Source organism: Pseudohongiella sp. SYSU M77423, from assembly GCF_029911965.1.
Taxonomy (GTDB): domain Bacteria; phylum Pseudomonadota; class Gammaproteobacteria; order Pseudomonadales; family Pseudohongiellaceae; genus Pseudohongiella.
Genome location: NZ_JARYTH010000001.1, coordinates 629114 through 645726 on the forward strand (window position 1 = coordinate 629114; position 16613 = coordinate 645726).

Annotated in this window: 15 protein-coding genes; 7 read left to right on the forward strand and 8 right to left on the reverse strand. The window is 55.5% G+C overall.

Annotated features, from left to right (window positions below; translation table 11 throughout):
* The first annotated feature begins 61 nt into the window (after positions 1–61).
* On the forward strand, positions 62–1639 hold the full coding sequence (gene gshA / locus QGM61_RS02735; protein WP_281131812.1) for a glutamate--cysteine ligase: 1578 nt from the start codon (positions 62–64) through the stop codon (positions 1637–1639).
* A 40-nt stretch (positions 1640–1679) separates the two neighbouring features.
* Here gshA and QGM61_RS02740 read toward each other — a convergent pair whose 3' ends face one another.
* Complete coding sequence (locus tag QGM61_RS02740; RefSeq protein WP_237132930.1) at positions 1680–2189, reverse strand: disulfide bond formation protein B; 510 nt, start codon at positions 2187–2189, stop codon at positions 1680–1682.
* Positions 2186–3490, reverse strand: coding sequence for a mechanosensitive ion channel family protein (locus QGM61_RS02745; protein ID WP_281131814.1), 1305 nt, complete (start codon positions 3488–3490; stop codon positions 2186–2188). The genes QGM61_RS02740 and QGM61_RS02745 overlap by 4 nt, the downstream gene beginning before the upstream one ends.
* 110 nt (positions 3491–3600) lie before the next feature.
* On the opposite strand from QGM61_RS02745, the gene fliL reads away from it, so the two are divergent.
* A complete protein-coding gene (gene fliL, locus QGM61_RS02750; RefSeq protein ID WP_237132928.1) occupies positions 3601–4068 on the forward strand; it encodes a flagellar basal body-associated protein FliL in 468 nt (155 codons plus the stop codon).
* A gap of 36 nt (positions 4069–4104) precedes the next feature.
* Here the strand turns inward: fliL and QGM61_RS02755 are convergent, their stop codons facing one another.
* A complete protein-coding gene (locus QGM61_RS02755) occupies positions 4105–6243 on the reverse strand; it encodes an FAD-dependent oxidoreductase (RefSeq protein ID WP_281131815.1) in 2139 nt (712 codons plus the stop codon).
* 102 nt (positions 6244–6345) lie between these two features.
* On the opposite strand from QGM61_RS02755, the gene hemB reads away from it, so the two are divergent.
* The 4 genes from hemB to ubiD all read left to right on the forward strand — a co-directional run bounded on the left by hemB (position 6346) and on the right by ubiD (position 11068).
* Positions 6346–7371, forward strand: a complete 1026-nt coding sequence (hemB, locus tag QGM61_RS02760) for a porphobilinogen synthase (protein ID WP_281131816.1) — start codon at positions 6346–6348, stop codon at positions 7369–7371.
* 104 nt (positions 7372–7475) lie between these two features.
* Positions 7476–7802: a thioredoxin TrxA gene (gene trxA, locus QGM61_RS02765; protein WP_237132926.1), complete on the forward strand. Its 327-nt coding sequence runs from the start codon at positions 7476–7478 to the stop codon at positions 7800–7802.
* Positions 7803–8091: 289 nt separating this feature from the next.
* The gene (gene rho / locus QGM61_RS02770) at positions 8092–9351 is read left to right on the forward strand and encodes a transcription termination factor Rho (protein WP_237132925.1); all 1260 of its coding nucleotides are present in this window, start codon (positions 8092–8094) and stop codon (positions 9349–9351) included.
* A 253-nt stretch (positions 9352–9604) separates the two neighbouring features.
* Complete coding sequence (gene ubiD, locus QGM61_RS02775; RefSeq protein ID WP_237132924.1) at positions 9605–11068, forward strand: 4-hydroxy-3-polyprenylbenzoate decarboxylase; 1464 nt, start codon at positions 9605–9607, stop codon at positions 11066–11068.
* A gap of 10 nt (positions 11069–11078) precedes the next feature.
* Here the strand turns inward: ubiD and QGM61_RS02780 are convergent, their stop codons facing one another.
* From QGM61_RS02780 to hemC, 4 genes are all read right to left on the reverse strand, one after another.
* Positions 11079–11342, reverse strand: coding sequence for a heme biosynthesis HemY N-terminal domain-containing protein (locus QGM61_RS02780; protein ID WP_237132923.1), 264 nt, complete (start codon positions 11340–11342; stop codon positions 11079–11081).
* A 4-nt stretch (positions 11343–11346) separates the two neighbouring features.
* Positions 11347–12705, reverse strand: coding sequence for a uroporphyrinogen-III C-methyltransferase (locus tag QGM61_RS02785; RefSeq protein WP_281131818.1), 1359 nt, complete (start codon positions 12703–12705; stop codon positions 11347–11349).
* A gap of 7 nt (positions 12706–12712) precedes the next feature.
* Positions 12713–13501 carry a uroporphyrinogen-III synthase gene (locus QGM61_RS02790; RefSeq protein ID WP_281131819.1) on the reverse strand — a complete coding sequence of 263 codons (789 nt, stop codon included), beginning with the start codon at positions 13499–13501 and terminating at the stop codon, positions 12713–12715.
* Positions 13502–13567: 66 nt separating this feature from the next.
* Positions 13568–14500, reverse strand: coding sequence for a hydroxymethylbilane synthase (gene hemC, locus QGM61_RS02795; protein ID WP_237132920.1), 933 nt, complete (start codon positions 14498–14500; stop codon positions 13568–13570).
* Positions 14501–14624: 124 nt separating this feature from the next.
* Here hemC and argH point away from each other — a divergent pair, with 124 nt between their 5' ends.
* Positions 14625–16037 (forward strand): argininosuccinate lyase, encoded by a 1413-nt coding sequence (argH, locus tag QGM61_RS02800; RefSeq protein ID WP_237132919.1) that lies wholly within the window; start codon positions 14625–14627, stop codon positions 16035–16037.
* 140 nt (positions 16038–16177) lie between these two features.
* Here argH and QGM61_RS15310 read toward each other — a convergent pair whose 3' ends face one another.
* A complete protein-coding gene (locus QGM61_RS15310) occupies positions 16178–16606 on the reverse strand; it encodes a response regulator (RefSeq protein ID WP_411268752.1) in 429 nt (142 codons plus the stop codon).
* Positions 16607–16613 lie beyond the last annotated feature (7 nt).

Genomic DNA, 16613 nt, shown 5'->3' on the forward strand with positions numbered 1-16613 from the left:
AGGCATCAGGTGGTCTATAATACGGCGCCAGCGCATTACTGGCGCAGAAGAGGCTGATATTTTGTCCGATACACTGCAGGAATCCCTAGATCGTTTCAGGTTGCCGGCCGTCAAGTCCACCTGGGCCAATATCCATCGTGGCATCGAAAAAGAAAGCCTGCGCGTGACACCAGACGGTCGCCTGGCCCAGACGGAACATCCTCGCGCGCTGGGCTCGGCATTTACGCACCCGTACATCACCACGGATTATTCAGAAGCGCTGCTGGAGCTGATTACACCCGTCTCGGATTCCATTACCGAGACCCTGTCGTTCCTGGGCGATCTGCACAAATATGTGTACTCCAATCTGCCTGACGGTGAACGGCTGTGGGTATCCAGCATGCCCTGCCTTATAGAAAGCGACGAGCAGATCCCGCTGGCCCGTTATGGCAGCTCCAACATGGGGCAACTCAAGACTCTCTATCGGGAGGGCCTGGGTCACCGCTACGGGCGACTGATGCAGACCATCGCCGGCATCCACTACAATTTTTCGATGCCAGACAATTTCTGGGAACAGTACCGGGAAATGCAGGGCAGCTCAGAAGATCTGCAGACATTCCGCACCCGGAACTACCTGCATCTGATCCGCAACTTTCACCGTTACTCCTGGTTGCTGGTTTACCTGTTCGGTGCGTCCCCGGCAGTGTGCAAGTGCTTTACCAAAGATCGCCCGCATGATTTACAGGAACTTGATGAGTGGACACTTTACAAACCCCATGCCACCTGCCTGCGGATGGGCGACCTGGGTTACAAAAGTGATGCGCAGCGTTCGATATTCGTTTGTTACAACGACCTGAACAATTATATCGACAGCCTGTACAGCGCACTGATTACGCCCTACCCGCCCTACGAGCAGATCGGCGCAACTGATGCCAGCGGCAAGCGACTGCAGATGAACACCAACCTGCTGCAGCTCGAGAATGAGTTCTACGCAACCATTCGACCAAAGCGGGTCGGCGAAGGCGGTCAGCGCCCCCTGCAACTGCTCAAGGCAGGCGGCATCCAGTACATCGAAGTCCGCGCACTCGATCTCAATCCCTTTCTGCCACTTGGCATTGATGCCGAGCAGATTCATTTCCTTGATGCATTTCTGCTGTATTGCCTGCTCGCGGAAAGCCCCGAGTGCCATCAGGCCGAGAACCGGGAGATCGAGAAGAATCTGTCACTGACAGTGAATAGGGGGCGCGAGCCCGGGTTGATGCTGACCCGCGAGGGCGAAGCAATTTCACTGCAACAGTGGGCCACACAGCTCCTTGGCGATATACGGCATAGCGCCAAGCTGCTTGACTCAGCGCATGACACTACCGCTTACAATTCAGCCTTGAGCCAGCAGCAGGCCAAGGTGGACGAGCCTGAGAATACGCCATCAGCCAAAATCCTCGCCATGATGAAAGCGCAACAGATGCCGTTCTGCAAATTTGGCATGCAGGCTTCGGAAAATACGCAGAAGTTTTTCAAGGAAAGTGCGATTGACGCAGCAAGGCTGGCCGAATTCAAGGCGGCCAGTCAACACTCAGTAGACGAACACACAGCTGGCGAAGCCGCGGAAGACAGCAGCTTCGATGAGTTTCTGGCGCGCTGGAACGACTATCACATCTGAGCCAGCGCGCTGAGGGCTGGCTCAGATTGATGACAATGGTCTAGCGTCGGAAGGCCTGGAACAGGCACAGGGAAAACAGCGCGATGAACCCGATCAGAGCCAGTTCGGGAATGGAAAGGATTCCCAGAAAACGCCAGTGCACTTCAGCACAGTTACCATCACCCTGCAGCAGGAAACTCAGCGTATCCATCAGGGGGAAGTTCTCCACCATGTAACTGAACCCTGGCCCGCAGGCCGGCACCTGATCTTCGGGCAGATAGGTCAGCCAGATTTGCCGAATGGCAAAATAGCTTCCCGCCACACACATGGCTGCCGCCCCCAGGGCATAATTGCGGCGACCACGCACACCAGGATTATGAATCGCTGCTGCCAGACACACCAGACCGGCCGCCACAACAAAGACTCGCTGGGTAATACAAAGACCACACGGCTCCAGCAACATGACGTGCTCCATATACAAAGCCCCGCCAATGATGAGCACGGTGGCTATGAATATGAGCAGATTGAGCAGCCTGGAGTTGGGCATCAGCGCCAGCAGTCGGTCGATCATGATCCTTTTCCTGTATCAGTTGGCGATCGCGATTGTTCGCGATCAAAAAAGTTTTCCGTCATCGCCCGCATGTCGACGCCACTGGGTGCCTGAAAAACGCGCAATCCGAATTCTGGCAGGATTGACAGCAGATGGTCAAAGATATCCGACTGTATGCCCTCATAATCGACCCACTGCGTTGTATTGGTAAAGCAGTAAACCTCCAGCGGCAGGCCTTCAGGCCCCGGCGACAGGTGACGCACAATCTGCGTCATATCCTGGCGCAGGCGCGGGTGGCTTTTAAGGTAGTTGGCCACATATGCTCTGAAAGTCCCCAGGTTGGTGACTCGCCGGGTATTGGCAGCTACCTGCCCATGCTCCTTGAGCGCCGCGTTCCACTCGTCGATTTCCTGTTGGCGGGTCGCCAGATAATCCCGCAACAGGGTAAACCGGCTCAAGTGACTTTTTTGCTCATTGTCGAGAAAGGTGACGCTGGTCTGATCCAGAAACAGCGACCGCTTGATGCGGCGCCCACCCGATTCCTCCATACCGCGCCAGTTCTTGAAGGAGTCACTGATAAATCGCTTGGTGGGAATGGTCGTGATCGTTTTGTCCCAGTTCTGCACCTTGACCGTGTGAAGTGCTATATCAATCACGTCGCCATCTGCATTGAGCTGGGGCATTTCTATCCAGTCACCCACGCGGATCATGTCATTGGAGGTAATTTGCACACTGGCGACTAATGAGAGGATGGTGTCCTGAAATACCAGCATCAGCACGGCGGCCAGCGCGCCCAGGCCTGACAGCAGTATCAGCGGCGAGCGATCCAGAAGCGTCGCGATCATCAGCAGTACCGCAACCGCGAATATGACGATGTTGGCGACCTGCAGATAACCCTTGATGGGGCGATCCAGCGCATCCGGGCGCTGACTGTAAACATGATTGATCATGTCCAGCACACCCGACAATGCCAGCGCCAGGGTCAGGACAATAAATGCGTTGGCGACATTGCGCACCAGCACGATGACACCCTCTGGCAGGCCGGGCACCAGCGCTACGCCGAAGGTGATGACCAGCGCAGGCACCACATGCGCCAGTCGCGGAATAAACTTGAACTTTCGATAGTCTGAAGAACGCTCTGCGGGAGCCTGCAGGCGCCGCATCAGCCAGTTAACCAGAATCTGCCTGGTAAACAGGTCCAGTAACCAGGCAGCCAGCAGGACAAGCAGCGCAACGGCCAGAGTTGACAGCCAGGGGTAACTGGCCAGCCACTCGTTGACCAGCGGCGGCAGGGGCAGTCTCAAAAGGAAGTCGTCAGTCACGTCGTAACTCTGCTGTTTGCCGTAGGATCGCGCGCAATCCTAACAAACCTTGCTACAGTATCGCCAGTAGATGCCGATAAGGCTTACAAATAGACCTGGAGTTGTAGCTAATGAAGTATGCCGCGTTGGCACTGATTGCCTGTCTCAGCCTGTTGAATCAATCTGTACACGCTGCTGCCGCCCCTCAGGCAGAGCCTGAGTTCATTCTGCCGCCTGGTGTTTCGCCGGATGACCCCGAAGCGGCTGAACTGGCTATGCAGTACTTCACGCTTGGCCCAAGCTTTGTGACCAACTACGACGGCTCTGGACGCCTGAAATACCTCAAGGCCGATATTTCTGTGCTGGCACGTCTGACAGCCCAGCCCTACCTGGAGCGACACCTGCCCTATATCCGTAATCGCCTGGTGGTACTGTTCTCCGGTCAGCTCGAAGAAACCCTTCAATCGACTCAGGGCAAGGAAGCGCTGCGCCAGCAGGCTCTGGTCGAGATCAGACATGCACTGCAGATGCTCGAGACGCCGTCTGTCGCCGACCAGATTCTGGAGCTGTACTTCACCTCGTACGTCCTGCAGCGCTGAGTTTCCTCCAGCCGGAGCAAGGCTGCTTGCAAAAAATCAACGGCGCTGCCAGGCAAAAAACTTTTCAGCGACCGGCAGGAGTTTTTGTGGCACGCGTGCGCTGCGCCAGGCATTGGCTGCGAAGCGATTGGCTTCCAGTAGCGTCGGGTAGATGTGCGTGGTTGCACCGATAGTTTTCAGCCCCATGTTGTGTGTCATGGCAAAAACGAAGCTGCCGATCAACTCGCCGGCATGCGGCCCAACTATCGTGGCGCCCAGAATACGGTCCTTGCCGGGCACTGTGAGCACCTTGACGAAGCCCAGGTTCTGCCCGTCTGCCAGAGCCCTGTCCAGATGATCAAGGGAGTACCGGGTTACTTCATAGTCGACACCCTGCTCTTTCGCATCCCTCTCATTCATACCTACTCGAGCTACCTCCGGATCGGTGAAAGTAGCATGTGGCACAACACGATAACTGGCACGGAATGTCTTGAATCCGCCAACCAGCGCGTTCAGCACAGCATACCAGGCCTGGAATGAAGCCATGTGGGTGAACTGGTACGGGCCGGCGACATCGCCGCAGGCGAAAATATTGGGACAGGAAGTGCGGAGCGTGTCGTCCACGGCGATGGCACCGCTCTGGTTAATTTCGACCCCAAGTTCTTCGAGACCGAAACCCTCGACATTCGGCTTGCGCCCAAGTGCTACAAGCAGCTTGTCAAAATAGGTTTTGCAACGCTCACCATCGCTGGTTTCGGTAATGACATACTGCCCGTCGTCGTCACTGCCGAACTCATGTGCCTGGTGCGAAAGAAGCAGACGGATGCCTGCACCGCTAAACTGCTTTTCGATTAATTGTGCAACATCTTCATCCTCGCGCGACATCAGCTGCCCGGCCTGATCCACGACTGTCACTTCAGACCCCAGCCTTGAGAAGCTCTGTGCCATCTCGCAGCCAATCGGGCCACCGCCAAGCACCAGCAGTCGCTTCGGCATTTCAGACAAGTCCCACATGGTGTCTGAGGTGACATAATCCATATCCGATAATCCGGGGATATCTGGCACGCGCGGGCGCGCTCCGGTGGCAACCACAATACTGCGGGTGGTGATCACGCGCCCATCGACCTCAACTTCCCAGGGAGACCTGATTGTCGCATGGCCCGTAACACAGTCGACGCCAAGACTGGTAAAGCGTTCAATTGAGTCATGGGGTTCGATGGTCTTGATCACACCGCGCACGCGATCCATCACCGCTGCAAAATCGACTTCGCCACTGGCACCCTTGATGCCATAGTCCGCAGCCTTGCGAATGGTTTCGGCTACCTTGGCACTGGCTATCAGCGTTTTGCTGGGCACACAGCCAGTGTTCAGGCAATCCCCGCCCATTTTGTGTTTTTCGATCAGCGTTACTTTGGCTTTGGCACCAGCCGCGATAATGGCGGCGACCAGTCCGCCCGAACCGGCACCCAGAATTACCACATTGGTATCAAAGTGAGCTGGCTTTTTGTAAGCCTTATACCAGCGCCGGCGTCGAATGATGTTGATCACTGCGCGTCCCACCCAGGGCAGCAGTGCCAGTAATGCAAACGAAACAATAAGCGATCCACTCAGCAGGCCCGACAGCGAATCAAGCTGTCCGAGCTCGACACCGGCATTCACATACACCGCAGTACCGAGCAGCATGCCGGTCTGACTGGTCCAGAAAAACGTAAACGTTTTCAGCGGCGTCAGGCCCATCACCAGATTGATCAGGAAAAACGGAAACACCGGAATCATGCGCAGCGTAAACAGATAGAAAGCACCATCGCGCTCGATACCGGCGTTAATGGTCTTTAGCGAATTGCCAAACCGTGCCTGCACCCAGTCACGCAGCAACAGGCGCGATGCCAGAAATGCCAGCGTCGCGCCCATCGTGCTGGCAAACGAGACCAGCACCAGCCCCCAGGCCAGACCAAAAATGGCACCACCGAGCAGAGTCATGACGGCAGCGCCAGGAATGGACAGCGCTGCCATCAACACATAAACACCAAAATAAATCAGTGAACTGAGCAACGGCTCCTGCTGACTGTAGTCGCGCAACACATCAAGTTGCGACTGCACAAAACCGAGCGTGAGATACTGGCCCAGATCGAGCGAAAAATAGGCGGCGAAAGCGAGCCCGATCAACAGGACAATGGCCAGTCTCAGTTTTGACATACATACCTCGGTTATACAGCTGCCGGACCTGCCGACTTTTGAATGATTTGGGTGCTGTGCTATAGTTTTTGCTCTTTTTCATCACCACCCAGAGTGAATAAAGTGTCTGATCATACCTCACCACGGCCCAATGGGCGCCTGTTTCCGTCCACCCGCATGCGTCGGATGCGACGGGACGACTTCAGCCGCCGATTGATGCGCGAAACGCGACTGTCGACTGACGACCTGATCTTCCCGATTTTTATCGTCGAGGGAAGCGAGCAACGACAGCCAATCGCTTCAATGCCTGATATTTTCCGCCTCAGCATCGACGAGCTGCTGAAAGAGGCCGCGGAGCTGGTAGATCTGGGCATTCCCGCCATAGCCCTGTTTCCGTCACCCAACCAGGACACCAAAAGCCTTGACGGGCAAGAGGCCTGGAATCCGGACGGATTGGTGCAGCGTGCCGTCCGTGCCCTGAAATCCAGCTACCCGCAACTGGGTATCATTACCGATGTTGCACTGGACCCGTATACGACACACGGTCAGGACGGGATCATCGACGACAGTGGTTATGTGCTCAACGATGAGACAGTAGTGGCGCTGGTCAAACAGGCACTGTCGCATGCAGAAGCCGGCGCCGATATTGTGGCACCATCCGACATGATGGATGGACGTATTGGCGCAATCCGTCAGGCGTTGGAGGCCGAGGGTCACATCTATACCCGCATACTCGCCTACTCTGCCAAGTACGCGTCCAGCTACTATGGCCCGTTCCGCGACGCCGTGGGTTCCAGCGGCAACCTGGGCGCAGGCAATAAATACACCTATCAGATGGACATCGCCAACAGTGACGAAGCCCTGCACGAAGTGGGTCTCGACCTGGCCGAGGGTGCAGACATGGTCATGGTCAAACCCGGCATGCCCTACCTGGATATCGTGCGGCGCGTCAAGGATGAATTTGGGGCCCCGACCATGGTGTATCAGGTTAGCGGCGAGTATGCCATGCACATGGCTGCCGCCGCGAATGGCTGGCTGGACGAAGACGCCGTAGCGATGGAATCGCTGATCTCCATCAAGCGCGCTGGTGCCGATGCCATCCTGACCTATTTTGCCAAAAAGGTGGCCCGGCTGCTGCAAAGCACTTGAAACGATATTTTTAGGCCTTATGATAGATCTCATCGTCCGTTAACAGCTTGTCAACTTTCATGGCCGTAGCGGGCACCACCAGACGTAATGACAAGGAATTACTTATGAGCGACAAAATCGTTCACACCACCGACGCCAGTTTTGAACAAGATGTACTGAAGGCTGATGGCCCTGTGATGGTTGATTTCTGGGCAGAGTGGTGTGGCCCCTGCAAGATGATCGCCCCCGTACTGGACGAGTTGGCGGATGAATATTCCGGCAAGCTGACCATCTGCAAGCTGAATATCGATTCTAATACAGAAACCGCGCCACGCTTCGGTGTTCGCGGCATTCCAACACTGATCGTGTTCAAGAACGGACAGGTCGCTGGCACCAAGGTTGGCGCACTGTCCAAGTCGCAACTGGCCGCATTTATCGACAGCGTCATCTGATACGCGATCAGGAAAGTGCCCCGGACGGCCTGACTGCCCGGGGCACAAATAAATACACTTTTTACTAGACACCGGTTTCAGAAGTCATTATATTCAGTCGCATCCCCGCGAAAGCGGTGCGGATTCCAGTCTCATACCTGACTGACACTAAGCCTGAATCCTTAGCTTAAACCCGAATCTTTTAAACCAACCGGCATCCCGGCCTGTATCAATACCTCTGTATTTGTTGACCCGGCTGTGTTGCCAATTCCCAGATCTTCTGTACCCAGAATCAATTAAACCTTAGCCTATGAACCTTACCGATCTCAAAACGCAACCCATTGCCAAACTGCTGGAAACCGCCCAGGAAATGGGCCTTGAAAACCTCTCCCGAACCCGCAAACAGGACATCATTTTCTCCATACTGAAAAAACACGCCAAGAATGGCGAGGACATCAGTGGTGACGGTGTTCTGGAAATTCTTCAGGATGGTTTTGGATTCCTGAGATCGGCTGATTCGTCTTACCTGGCAGGTCCTGATGACATTTATGTGTCTCCCAGCCAGATTCGGCGATTTAACCTGCGAACGGGGGACACAATCGCGGGCAAAATCAGACCCCCGAAGGACGGCGAACGCTACTTCGCCCTGCTCAAGATCTCCGAAGTAAACTTCGCAAAACCCGAAAACTCAAAGCAAAAAATCCTCTTCGAAAACCTGACACCACTGTTCCCGACAGAGCGACTGCGTCTGGAGCTGGGCAACGGCAGCACCGAAGACCTGAGTGCACGAATCATTGACCTGACAGCCCCCATTGGCAAAGGTCAGCGCGGCCTGATCGTATCACCGCCCAAAGCTGGTAAGACGCTGTTGCTGCAAAACATTGCGCAATCCATTACGCGCAACAATCCAGAATGCCGACTCATTGTATTGCTGATCGACGAACGCCCGGAAGAAGTGACCGACATGCAGCGTTCAGTGCGCGGCGAAGTGGTCGCAAGTACCTTTGACGAGCCGCCCGCGCGTCACGTCCAGGTCGCAGAAATGGTAATCGAAAAAGCCAAACGCCTGGTGGAACACAAAGAAGATGTAGTGATACTGCTCGACTCCATCACACGTCTGGCGCGTGCCTACAACACAATCGTGCCCTCATCAGGCAAAGTACTGACCGGTGGTGTGGACGCCCACGCCCTGGAGCGCCCCAAGCGTTTCTTCGGTGCCGCACGTAATCTGGAAGAAGGCGGCAGCCTGACCATCATCGCCACAGCCCTGGTAGAAACCGGCTCCAAGATGGACGAAGTGATTTACGAAGAGTTCAAAGGCACCGGCAATATGGAAATCCATCTTGACCGCAAGATTGCCGAGAAACGAATTTACCCAGCCATTAATGTTCGTCGCTCCGGCACACGCCGTGAAGAACTGCTGACCAGCGAAGAAGAACTGCAGCGTATGTGGATTCTGCGCAAGATTCTGAGCGCCATGGAAGATGTGCAGGCGGCGGAGTTTATTATTGATAAGTTGAAGGACAGCAAGACGAACGAAGAGTTTTTCAACATGATGAAAAGAAAATAGTTGAAGCTAGCGTCGTTGCATTAGCTTCGTTAAAAAAGGCCGGTCGATGCTCATTTACTACTTGTAAACTGCGCTCTCCCGGCCTTTTTTGTCTCGCTACTGCTGCCTCGCCTACGCTTCAACTATCTTCTTTAAATGGCTTAGAAAAAGAATCCTTTAACGAACGACAAACGTAATCGAAACTGTATTACTTTCACCTGGCGAAAAACCAACTTCACTGACCCAGGCATACGACTACGGAGCACATACATCGATGGCATTCAAGGATCTTCGGGAGTTTATTGCCTTGCTGGAGGCTGAGGGTGAGCTGAAGCGGATAAGTGTGCCAGTTGACCCGAATCTGGAGATTACGGAGATTTGCGATCGCACGCTGAGGGCGGGCGGGCCAGCGTTGTTGTTTGAAAACCCGAAGGGATCCTCGATTCCCCTGCTAGGCAATCTGTTTGGCAATACGCGGCGCATTGCGCTGGCCATGGGGCAGCAGGACACCGAAGGTCTTCGGGATGTCGGCAAGTTGATGGCCTTCCTGAAAGAACCGAACCCGCCAAAAGGCTGGCGCGATCTTTGGGAGAATCTTCCCACCTGGAAACAGGTGCTCAATATTGCGCCGAACGTCAAAAGAAACGCACCGTGCCAGGACGTGGTGATCGAAGAGGATGACATCGATCTGTCGTTCCTGCCCATCCAGACCTGCTGGCCCGGAGATGCCGCACCTCTGGTTACCTGGCCACTGGTCATTACGCGCGGCCCGGACAAAGAAAGGCAGAATCTCGGCATTTACCGCATGCAGTTTCTGGGGCGCAACAAGCTGATCATGCGCTGGTTGTCGCATCGCGGCGGTGCGCTCGACTTTCGCGACTGGCAGTTGAAACATCCGGGCGAACCATTCCCGATTTCCATCGCCATTGGTGCCGACCCGGCAACCATCCTGGCTACCGTGACGCCAGTGCCTGACACACTGTCCGAGTATGCCTTTGCGGGCCTGCTGCGCGGCAGCAAAACCGAGGTAGTAAAGTGCCTCACCAATGACCTTCAGGTACCTGCCAGCGCTGAGTTTGTTCTGGAAGGCGTCATTGAGCCAGAAGAGATGGCCGACGAAGGTCCCTTTGGGGATCATACTGGTTACTACAACGAAGTGGAGCGCTTCCCGGTATTTACGGTCAAGAAGCTTACGCACCGCAAAGACCCGATTTACCACAGCACCTATACCGGTCGCCCGCCAGATGAGCCCGCCATGCTGGGCGTGGCTCTGAACGAAGTGTTTGTGCCCCTGCTGCAAAAACAGTATCCGGAGATCGTGGATTTTTATCTGCCCCCAGAGGGTTGCTCATACCGGCTTGCAGTGATCAGCATTCGCAAGCAGTACCCCGGTCACGCCAAGCGCGTGATGATGGGTGCCTGGTCGTTCCTGCGACAGTTCATGTACACCAAGTTCGTGATTGTGACTGACGATGACGTCAATATCCGTGACTGGAACGATGTGATCTGGGCGATGACCACTCGTATGGATCCATCACGCGACACCGTGCTGATCGACAATACACCAATTGATTACCTGGACTTCGCTTCGCCAGTGTCGGGCCTGGGGTCCAAGATGGGTATGGATGCTACCAACAAGTGGCCAGGTGAAACAGATAGAGAATGGGGCACCCCCATTTCCATGGACCCGGAGGTCAAGGCACGTATTGATGCGCTGTGGGATCAGCTGGGTATCTGAACGCGACTTCTCAGAGTGAGCTTCTTGAGCGCTTTGATGGCCGACTGTCGCCACTTCTAAACAGTCGCATCGGGTTAAGCCAGCGAAACAGGCTGAGTATCAGCTTGACGATAATCAACAGCAGAATTATCGCCACCAGCAATGCGAACAGGCTGGTTTCGAAGGTGTAGTCGCCGTAAGCTATCAACAGGTAACCAGGATCACGCGCCAGCTGGATGGCCAGTGCAACACCCGCTATCAGTGCCAGCAGAATGAGTATGAACGTTTTTTTCATGGCCTTATTCCACCCGTCCTGAGGCACTGGCACCCAGCTGCCTGATCAGATCGGCAGAGCCGTCCAGCGACGGCAGCTCGGCGGTAATCCTTACATCGTGCAGACGCTGAATCTCTGACAACAGGCTGCGTGTCTGTCCACTCTCATCATTCATATATTCATTGATGATGCTTGCCAGCTGCTCCAGCGCCAGTTGGAACATGGCCTGATCGGCCTGCACGACCGCGAGCCGGGCCTGTTCTATCTGCAACAGCATCTGTTGTTTCAGCAGCTGTTCCTGATCAGGCTGCAGAAATGCTGGCTCTGAACGGTCAACTTCTCGCCATACAAACACCGTTCGCAGCAGATCCAGCGTCGCCTGCCACCAGGTTGCTTCCTGCCCTTCACCAATACCAGCTCCCTGCTGCCAGCGATCCTGCAGAGACTCGACATAGGCGTCCTGACGCGACGAGGCAAACGAAACCACTCGCAGCTGATCGCTCAATGCAGATAACTGCTCGGCCAGTGCCACACGGTTTGGCAGCCGCAGGGATTCCAGTCGCTCTATGTCCTGCTGGATATTCTGGCGTGCAGTGTTCGCCAGCAGACTGTCCTGCTGCGAGAGCAGTGAATCAATTGAGTTGAGCAGCATGACGGTAGAGCTGATGTCCGCCTCCAGTGTCAGCTTCCGCTGTGCCAGTCGCATCAGATAGGCCGCCTCGGCATTCAGCCAGCGGGCATCGCGTTGTTGCATTGTTGCCATTTGTGTCTGCAGCGCCGACACCAGATCTGACACATCCTGCATATCACGCCCGACCTGCTGCTGCAGACGAGCAAAACGTTGATCGTCGCGCGTGCCAGCTGCTTCAACCTCAGCCAGGACTTCCTGCAGCTCTGACTCTCGCGCCGCAAGACCTGCCAGTTCGCTTTCGACACCGGCCATTAACTCATCGCGTGCTGCCGACATCTGCTGTTCCAGCTGACTGGCATTTTGTGAAAGCTCGTCTCTAAGCTGCGCTATGGTCTGCGCCTGAGACTGCTGAGTCATCCACTGCTGATAGCCAAACCAGGCACCAGCCGCCGACACACCGCAGAGCAGAAGAAATAACAGAAATACCGGCCAGCGCGACTGACGGCGACCCGAACCGCCGCGTCCGCGCCTGCGATCGATTTCATCCAGAAACTGGGGGGTATGTTGCCGCGCAGACGAGGATTTTTCCTGCCCGGCATCAGGACCTGAGGGTCCTGTGTCCTTCTTTACCGATTCAGCCTGCTGTTTTTGCGACCCACCAGCTGGTTTCGGATCGTGAACGTATTCTTCCTGCGGCATGATGTCAGAGGTCTCTGCATTGTCTGCGGCCGACTTGTCGTTATCTGAAGACATCAATTGCTCACCTCACTGCGTTGGCGATATCGCCTAAACTTTCCAGAATGACCGCGTCACTGGCGCCACCTGCATTGATCACACTGCTGAACCCCGCCTGCAGCGCCCGATCCCTGACCCGTGCGGACGGCACGATGACCGGGACAGACCCAACCACAGCCGGATCGTTATGCACAAAGTGCAGCAACACATCCAGTATCTGCGCACTGGTAACCACCAGCGCATTCACCTTTCTGTCACGTACCATCTCAGCCACTATATCGGCGTTATAATCAGGCGTCCTGCGGCGGTAGAGCTCTATGTAATCGACCTGGGCACCGCGCTCGCGCAGCGTCTCGGCAATCAGCTCGCGGCCACCAACGCCGCGAAACAGGGCGACGCGCTGCCCGGCGACATTCCTGAGGCCTGGCAATGCCAATAAATGCTCGCTTGTCACACCCTGATCGGAACAGTACACAGGCCAGTCAAACTCGCCCAGTACTGCCGCCGTGCCAGGCCCCACAGCGTAAGCGGACAGACCGGTGGGCAACTGCGGCCAGTAACGGTCTATCCAGCTCATGCCCAGTCTGGCAGCATTGGTACTGATAAAAATCGCTGCGACATACTGATCAAGGTTCAGAATACGCGACTTGATCCGTTCGCAGGCATCCGGGTCAGTGACTGGCTCAATTTCGATCAATGGCAATTCACAGACACTGCCACCGCAGTATTTGATGGTATCGCTCAGACTGTCGGACTGACCGGCAGGCCGTGTCAGCAATACATTCAAGCCAGACAGATCATACTGTGCACTCATATTCAGTCCAATAGGCCGCTTAGTAGTTTAGCCGCAGCACAATCAGTCAAACCGGTCAGCGTGACCTCAGGAATTAGCGTACAGTTCTGCCAGTATTTTGTCAGCCCCCTGAGCCAACAGGTGTTCGGCAGCTTCTATTCCCATGGCTTCTGCATCACGTCGGTGGCCGCGCTGCTCGGTTCGCAACACAATACTGCCATCAGGTTCGCCCACCAGACCGCGGAGGTGCAGATCGTCATTGTTCAGTTCGGCGTAGCAGGCGATTGGTACCTGGCAGCCACCCTGTAAGCGGCGGTTCAGGGCGCGCTCGCAAATGACGCGATCAGCTGTGTCAAGATGATGCAAAGGCATAAGCATGTCGATGACGCGTTGATCGTCACTGCGGCACTCGATGCCAACAGCACCCTGCCCGCCTGCTGGCAAAGACAAATCCGTGGGGATGAACTGTGCTATGCGCTCGTGAAGCTCCAGCCTCAGTAATCCTGCGGCGGCCAGCACAATGGCATCGAATTCACCAGCATCCAGCTTGCCAAGGCGGGTTTGTACATTACCTCGCAGAGTGCCTATTTGCAGATCCGGGCGCAGAGACTTCAGCTGGCACTGACGGCGCAGGCTGGCAGTACCAACGCGCGCACCCGGTGGCAGCGACAGAACGTCCGGGTAGTGATTGGAGACAAAAGCATCGCGCGGGTCTTCACGCTCACAAATAACTGGCAGAAACAGGCCTTCAGGAAACTCCATCGGCACATCTTTCATGGAATGGACGGCGATGTCAGCCTCGCCCTCCAGCATGGCGACTTCCAGTTCCTTCACAAACAGGGCTTTGCCGCCGATTTTCGCCAGGGGGGTGTCCAGTATTTTGTCACCGCGCGTGGCGATGCCGACCAGTTCCACCTGCAAATCCGGATTGCGCGCCATCAGCTCGTCGCGCACGAATTCCGCCTGCCATAACGCCAGCGGGCTGCGGCGCGTAGCAATGCGAATGACTTTTGAATTCATAAGATATCCGCTAACTGTTTAAAGACAATGTAATGGCGCCATTCTACGGCAATTGCAGCACAAATGCGCCCCGCAAAGCGGCCATGCTATAATCGCGCCCCTGATTTCCTTGCAGGTGATACTCATGAGCCAGAAAGACAAAACCGCCGGTGCAGACACCCATACATTATGGGGTGGCCGCTTCTCTGAACCGACTGACGCCTTTGTACAACGCTTTACAGCCTCAGTCAGCTTCGATCAGCGTATGTACAATCAGGACATCAATGGCTCGATAGCTCATGCACGCATGCTCGCCAAAGCCGGCATCCTGACAGACGAAGAACAGCAGGCAATCGAGAGCGGCCTGGAAGCGATTCGTACCGACATCCGCAATGGCGAGTTCACCTGGTCAGTTGAGCTTGAAGATGTGCACATGAACATTGAGTCTGCACTGACTCAGCGCATTGGCCCCGTCGGCAAGAAACTGCACACAGGTCGTTCGCGCAATGACCAGGTGGCGACTGATATTCGCCTCTATGTACGGGACGAAATTGACGCTCTGGCCTCGGACCTGATTCGCCTGCAATATGCCCTGGTTGACCTCGCAGAAAAAGAAGCCGATACCATCATGCCTGGTTTCACGCACCTGCAGACGGCGCAGCCTATCACTCTGGGTCACCACCTGCTGGCCTGGAACGAGATGCTCGACCGAGACTACAGTCGTCTGATGGACTGCCGACGACGATTGAACGTCTCACCGTTGGGCGCAGCGGCGCTGGCCGGCACCAGTTTCCCGATTGATCGCCACTACACAGCAGAGTTGCTGGGTTTTGACGCACCCACCCGCAACTCACTGGATTCGGTCAGCGACCGCGATTTTGCCATCGAGCTGGCCGCCTGCGGCAGCCTCCTGATGACCCATCTGTCACGGTTCTCTGAGGAGCTGGTGCTGTGGACATCAGCGCAGTTCGATTTCATCGATCTGCCTGACAGGTTCTGCACCGGATCATCGATCATGCCGCAAAAGAAAAATCCGGACGTGCCCGAGCTGGTACGAGGCAAGACAGGTCGTGTCAATGGCCACCTGATCTCGTTGCTGACACTGATGAAATCGCAGCCACTGGCCTACAACAAAGACAATCAGGAAGACAAAGAACCCCTGTTTGACCTGCTGGACACACTGCGTGACTGCGTTAAGGCTTATGCCGACATGGTACCGGCGATCGAAGCCAAGCGCGACAATATGTACCAGTCAGCCAAAAAAGGCTACGCAACAGCAACCGATCTTGCTGACTACCTTGTGAAAAAAGGCATGGCGTTTCGAGATGCTCACGAAGTGGTCGGGAAGTCGGTTGCCTATGGCATTGAGCACAAGAAAGATCTGAGCGAACTCAGCCTTGATGAACTGAAAGCTTTTTCAGACAAAATTGAAGATGACGTGTTTGCGGTTCTGACTCTGGAAGGTTCCGTTCAGGCGCGTGATCATATTGGTGGCACAGCACCCGATCAGGTGCGGGCAGCAGCTGCCAATTATCGCATCCTGCTTCAACAGCGCTGAGTGCTGCTGGCAGCACACCCTGCTGCCAGGAGAGGGTCCATCCCCTCCCACAACGTCCATTGTTGTCGTCAGCGTGCCCAGTGTGGCACAGCGGGACGGCGGTGCGATATTAGCCATATGGGTTAGATTTGGGCCCCTGGTCAGTCTTCCAGGGCCTCCAGCAGGTTTTTCAGCAGGACGGTGTACTCAACCGGTTTGATCAACACCTTGAACCCGGCATTGCGAATCTCGGTGATACGCGCACTGTTGGCATTACCGGTCGCCATGATAATGCGCCGTCGCGGCATGATGGCTGCCAGTTTATTGGCGATATCGAGCCCCGACAGACGGTCGTCCAGCATGTCATCCAGCAGGACCAGATCAAAAGGGTCGCCGTGACTCATCAGGCGATCAACCTGATCGGGTGACGACGCACGAATCGTGTGGCAACCCCAGGTCTGCAACAACACGGCCATCGCATCAAGGATTGAGGCATCGTCATCAATAATCAGTATGTCTTTGTCACGCAGCCGCGAATCGTCAAGTACATCGAGCTTGGCTGCGACCTCCGGCTCCTCAGTTTCCTGCACCGAACGG

Coding starts and splice junctions, on each gene's coding strand:
- hemC (WP_237132920.1), bottom strand. CDS start 14,500: ATGAATTCAAAAGTCATTCGCATTGCTACGCGCCGCAGCCCGCTGGCG.
- QGM61_RS02780 (WP_237132923.1), bottom strand. CDS start 11,342: ATGAAAAAAACGTTCATACTCATTCTGCTGGCACTGATAGCGGGTGTT.
- QGM61_RS02740 (WP_237132930.1), bottom strand. CDS start 2,189: ATGATCGACCGACTGCTGGCGCTGATGCCCAACTCCAGGCTGCTCAAT.
- QGM61_RS02790 (WP_281131819.1), bottom strand. CDS start 13,501: ATGAGTGCACAGTATGATCTGTCTGGCTTGAATGTATTGCTGACACGG.
- QGM61_RS02785 (WP_281131818.1), bottom strand. CDS start 12,705: ATGTCTTCAGATAACGACAAGTCGGCCGCAGACAATGCAGAGACCTCT.
- argH (WP_237132919.1), top strand. CDS start 14,625: ATGAGCCAGAAAGACAAAACCGCCGGTGCAGACACCCATACATTATGG.
- rho (WP_237132925.1), top strand. CDS start 8,092: ATGAACCTTACCGATCTCAAAACGCAACCCATTGCCAAACTGCTGGAA.
- QGM61_RS02755 (WP_281131815.1), bottom strand. CDS start 6,243: ATGTCAAAACTGAGACTGGCCATTGTCCTGTTGATCGGGCTCGCTTTC.
- fliL (WP_237132928.1), top strand. CDS start 3,601: ATGAAGTATGCCGCGTTGGCACTGATTGCCTGTCTCAGCCTGTTGAAT.
- ubiD (WP_237132924.1), top strand. CDS start 9,605: ATGGCATTCAAGGATCTTCGGGAGTTTATTGCCTTGCTGGAGGCTGAG.
- trxA (WP_237132926.1), top strand. CDS start 7,476: ATGAGCGACAAAATCGTTCACACCACCGACGCCAGTTTTGAACAAGAT.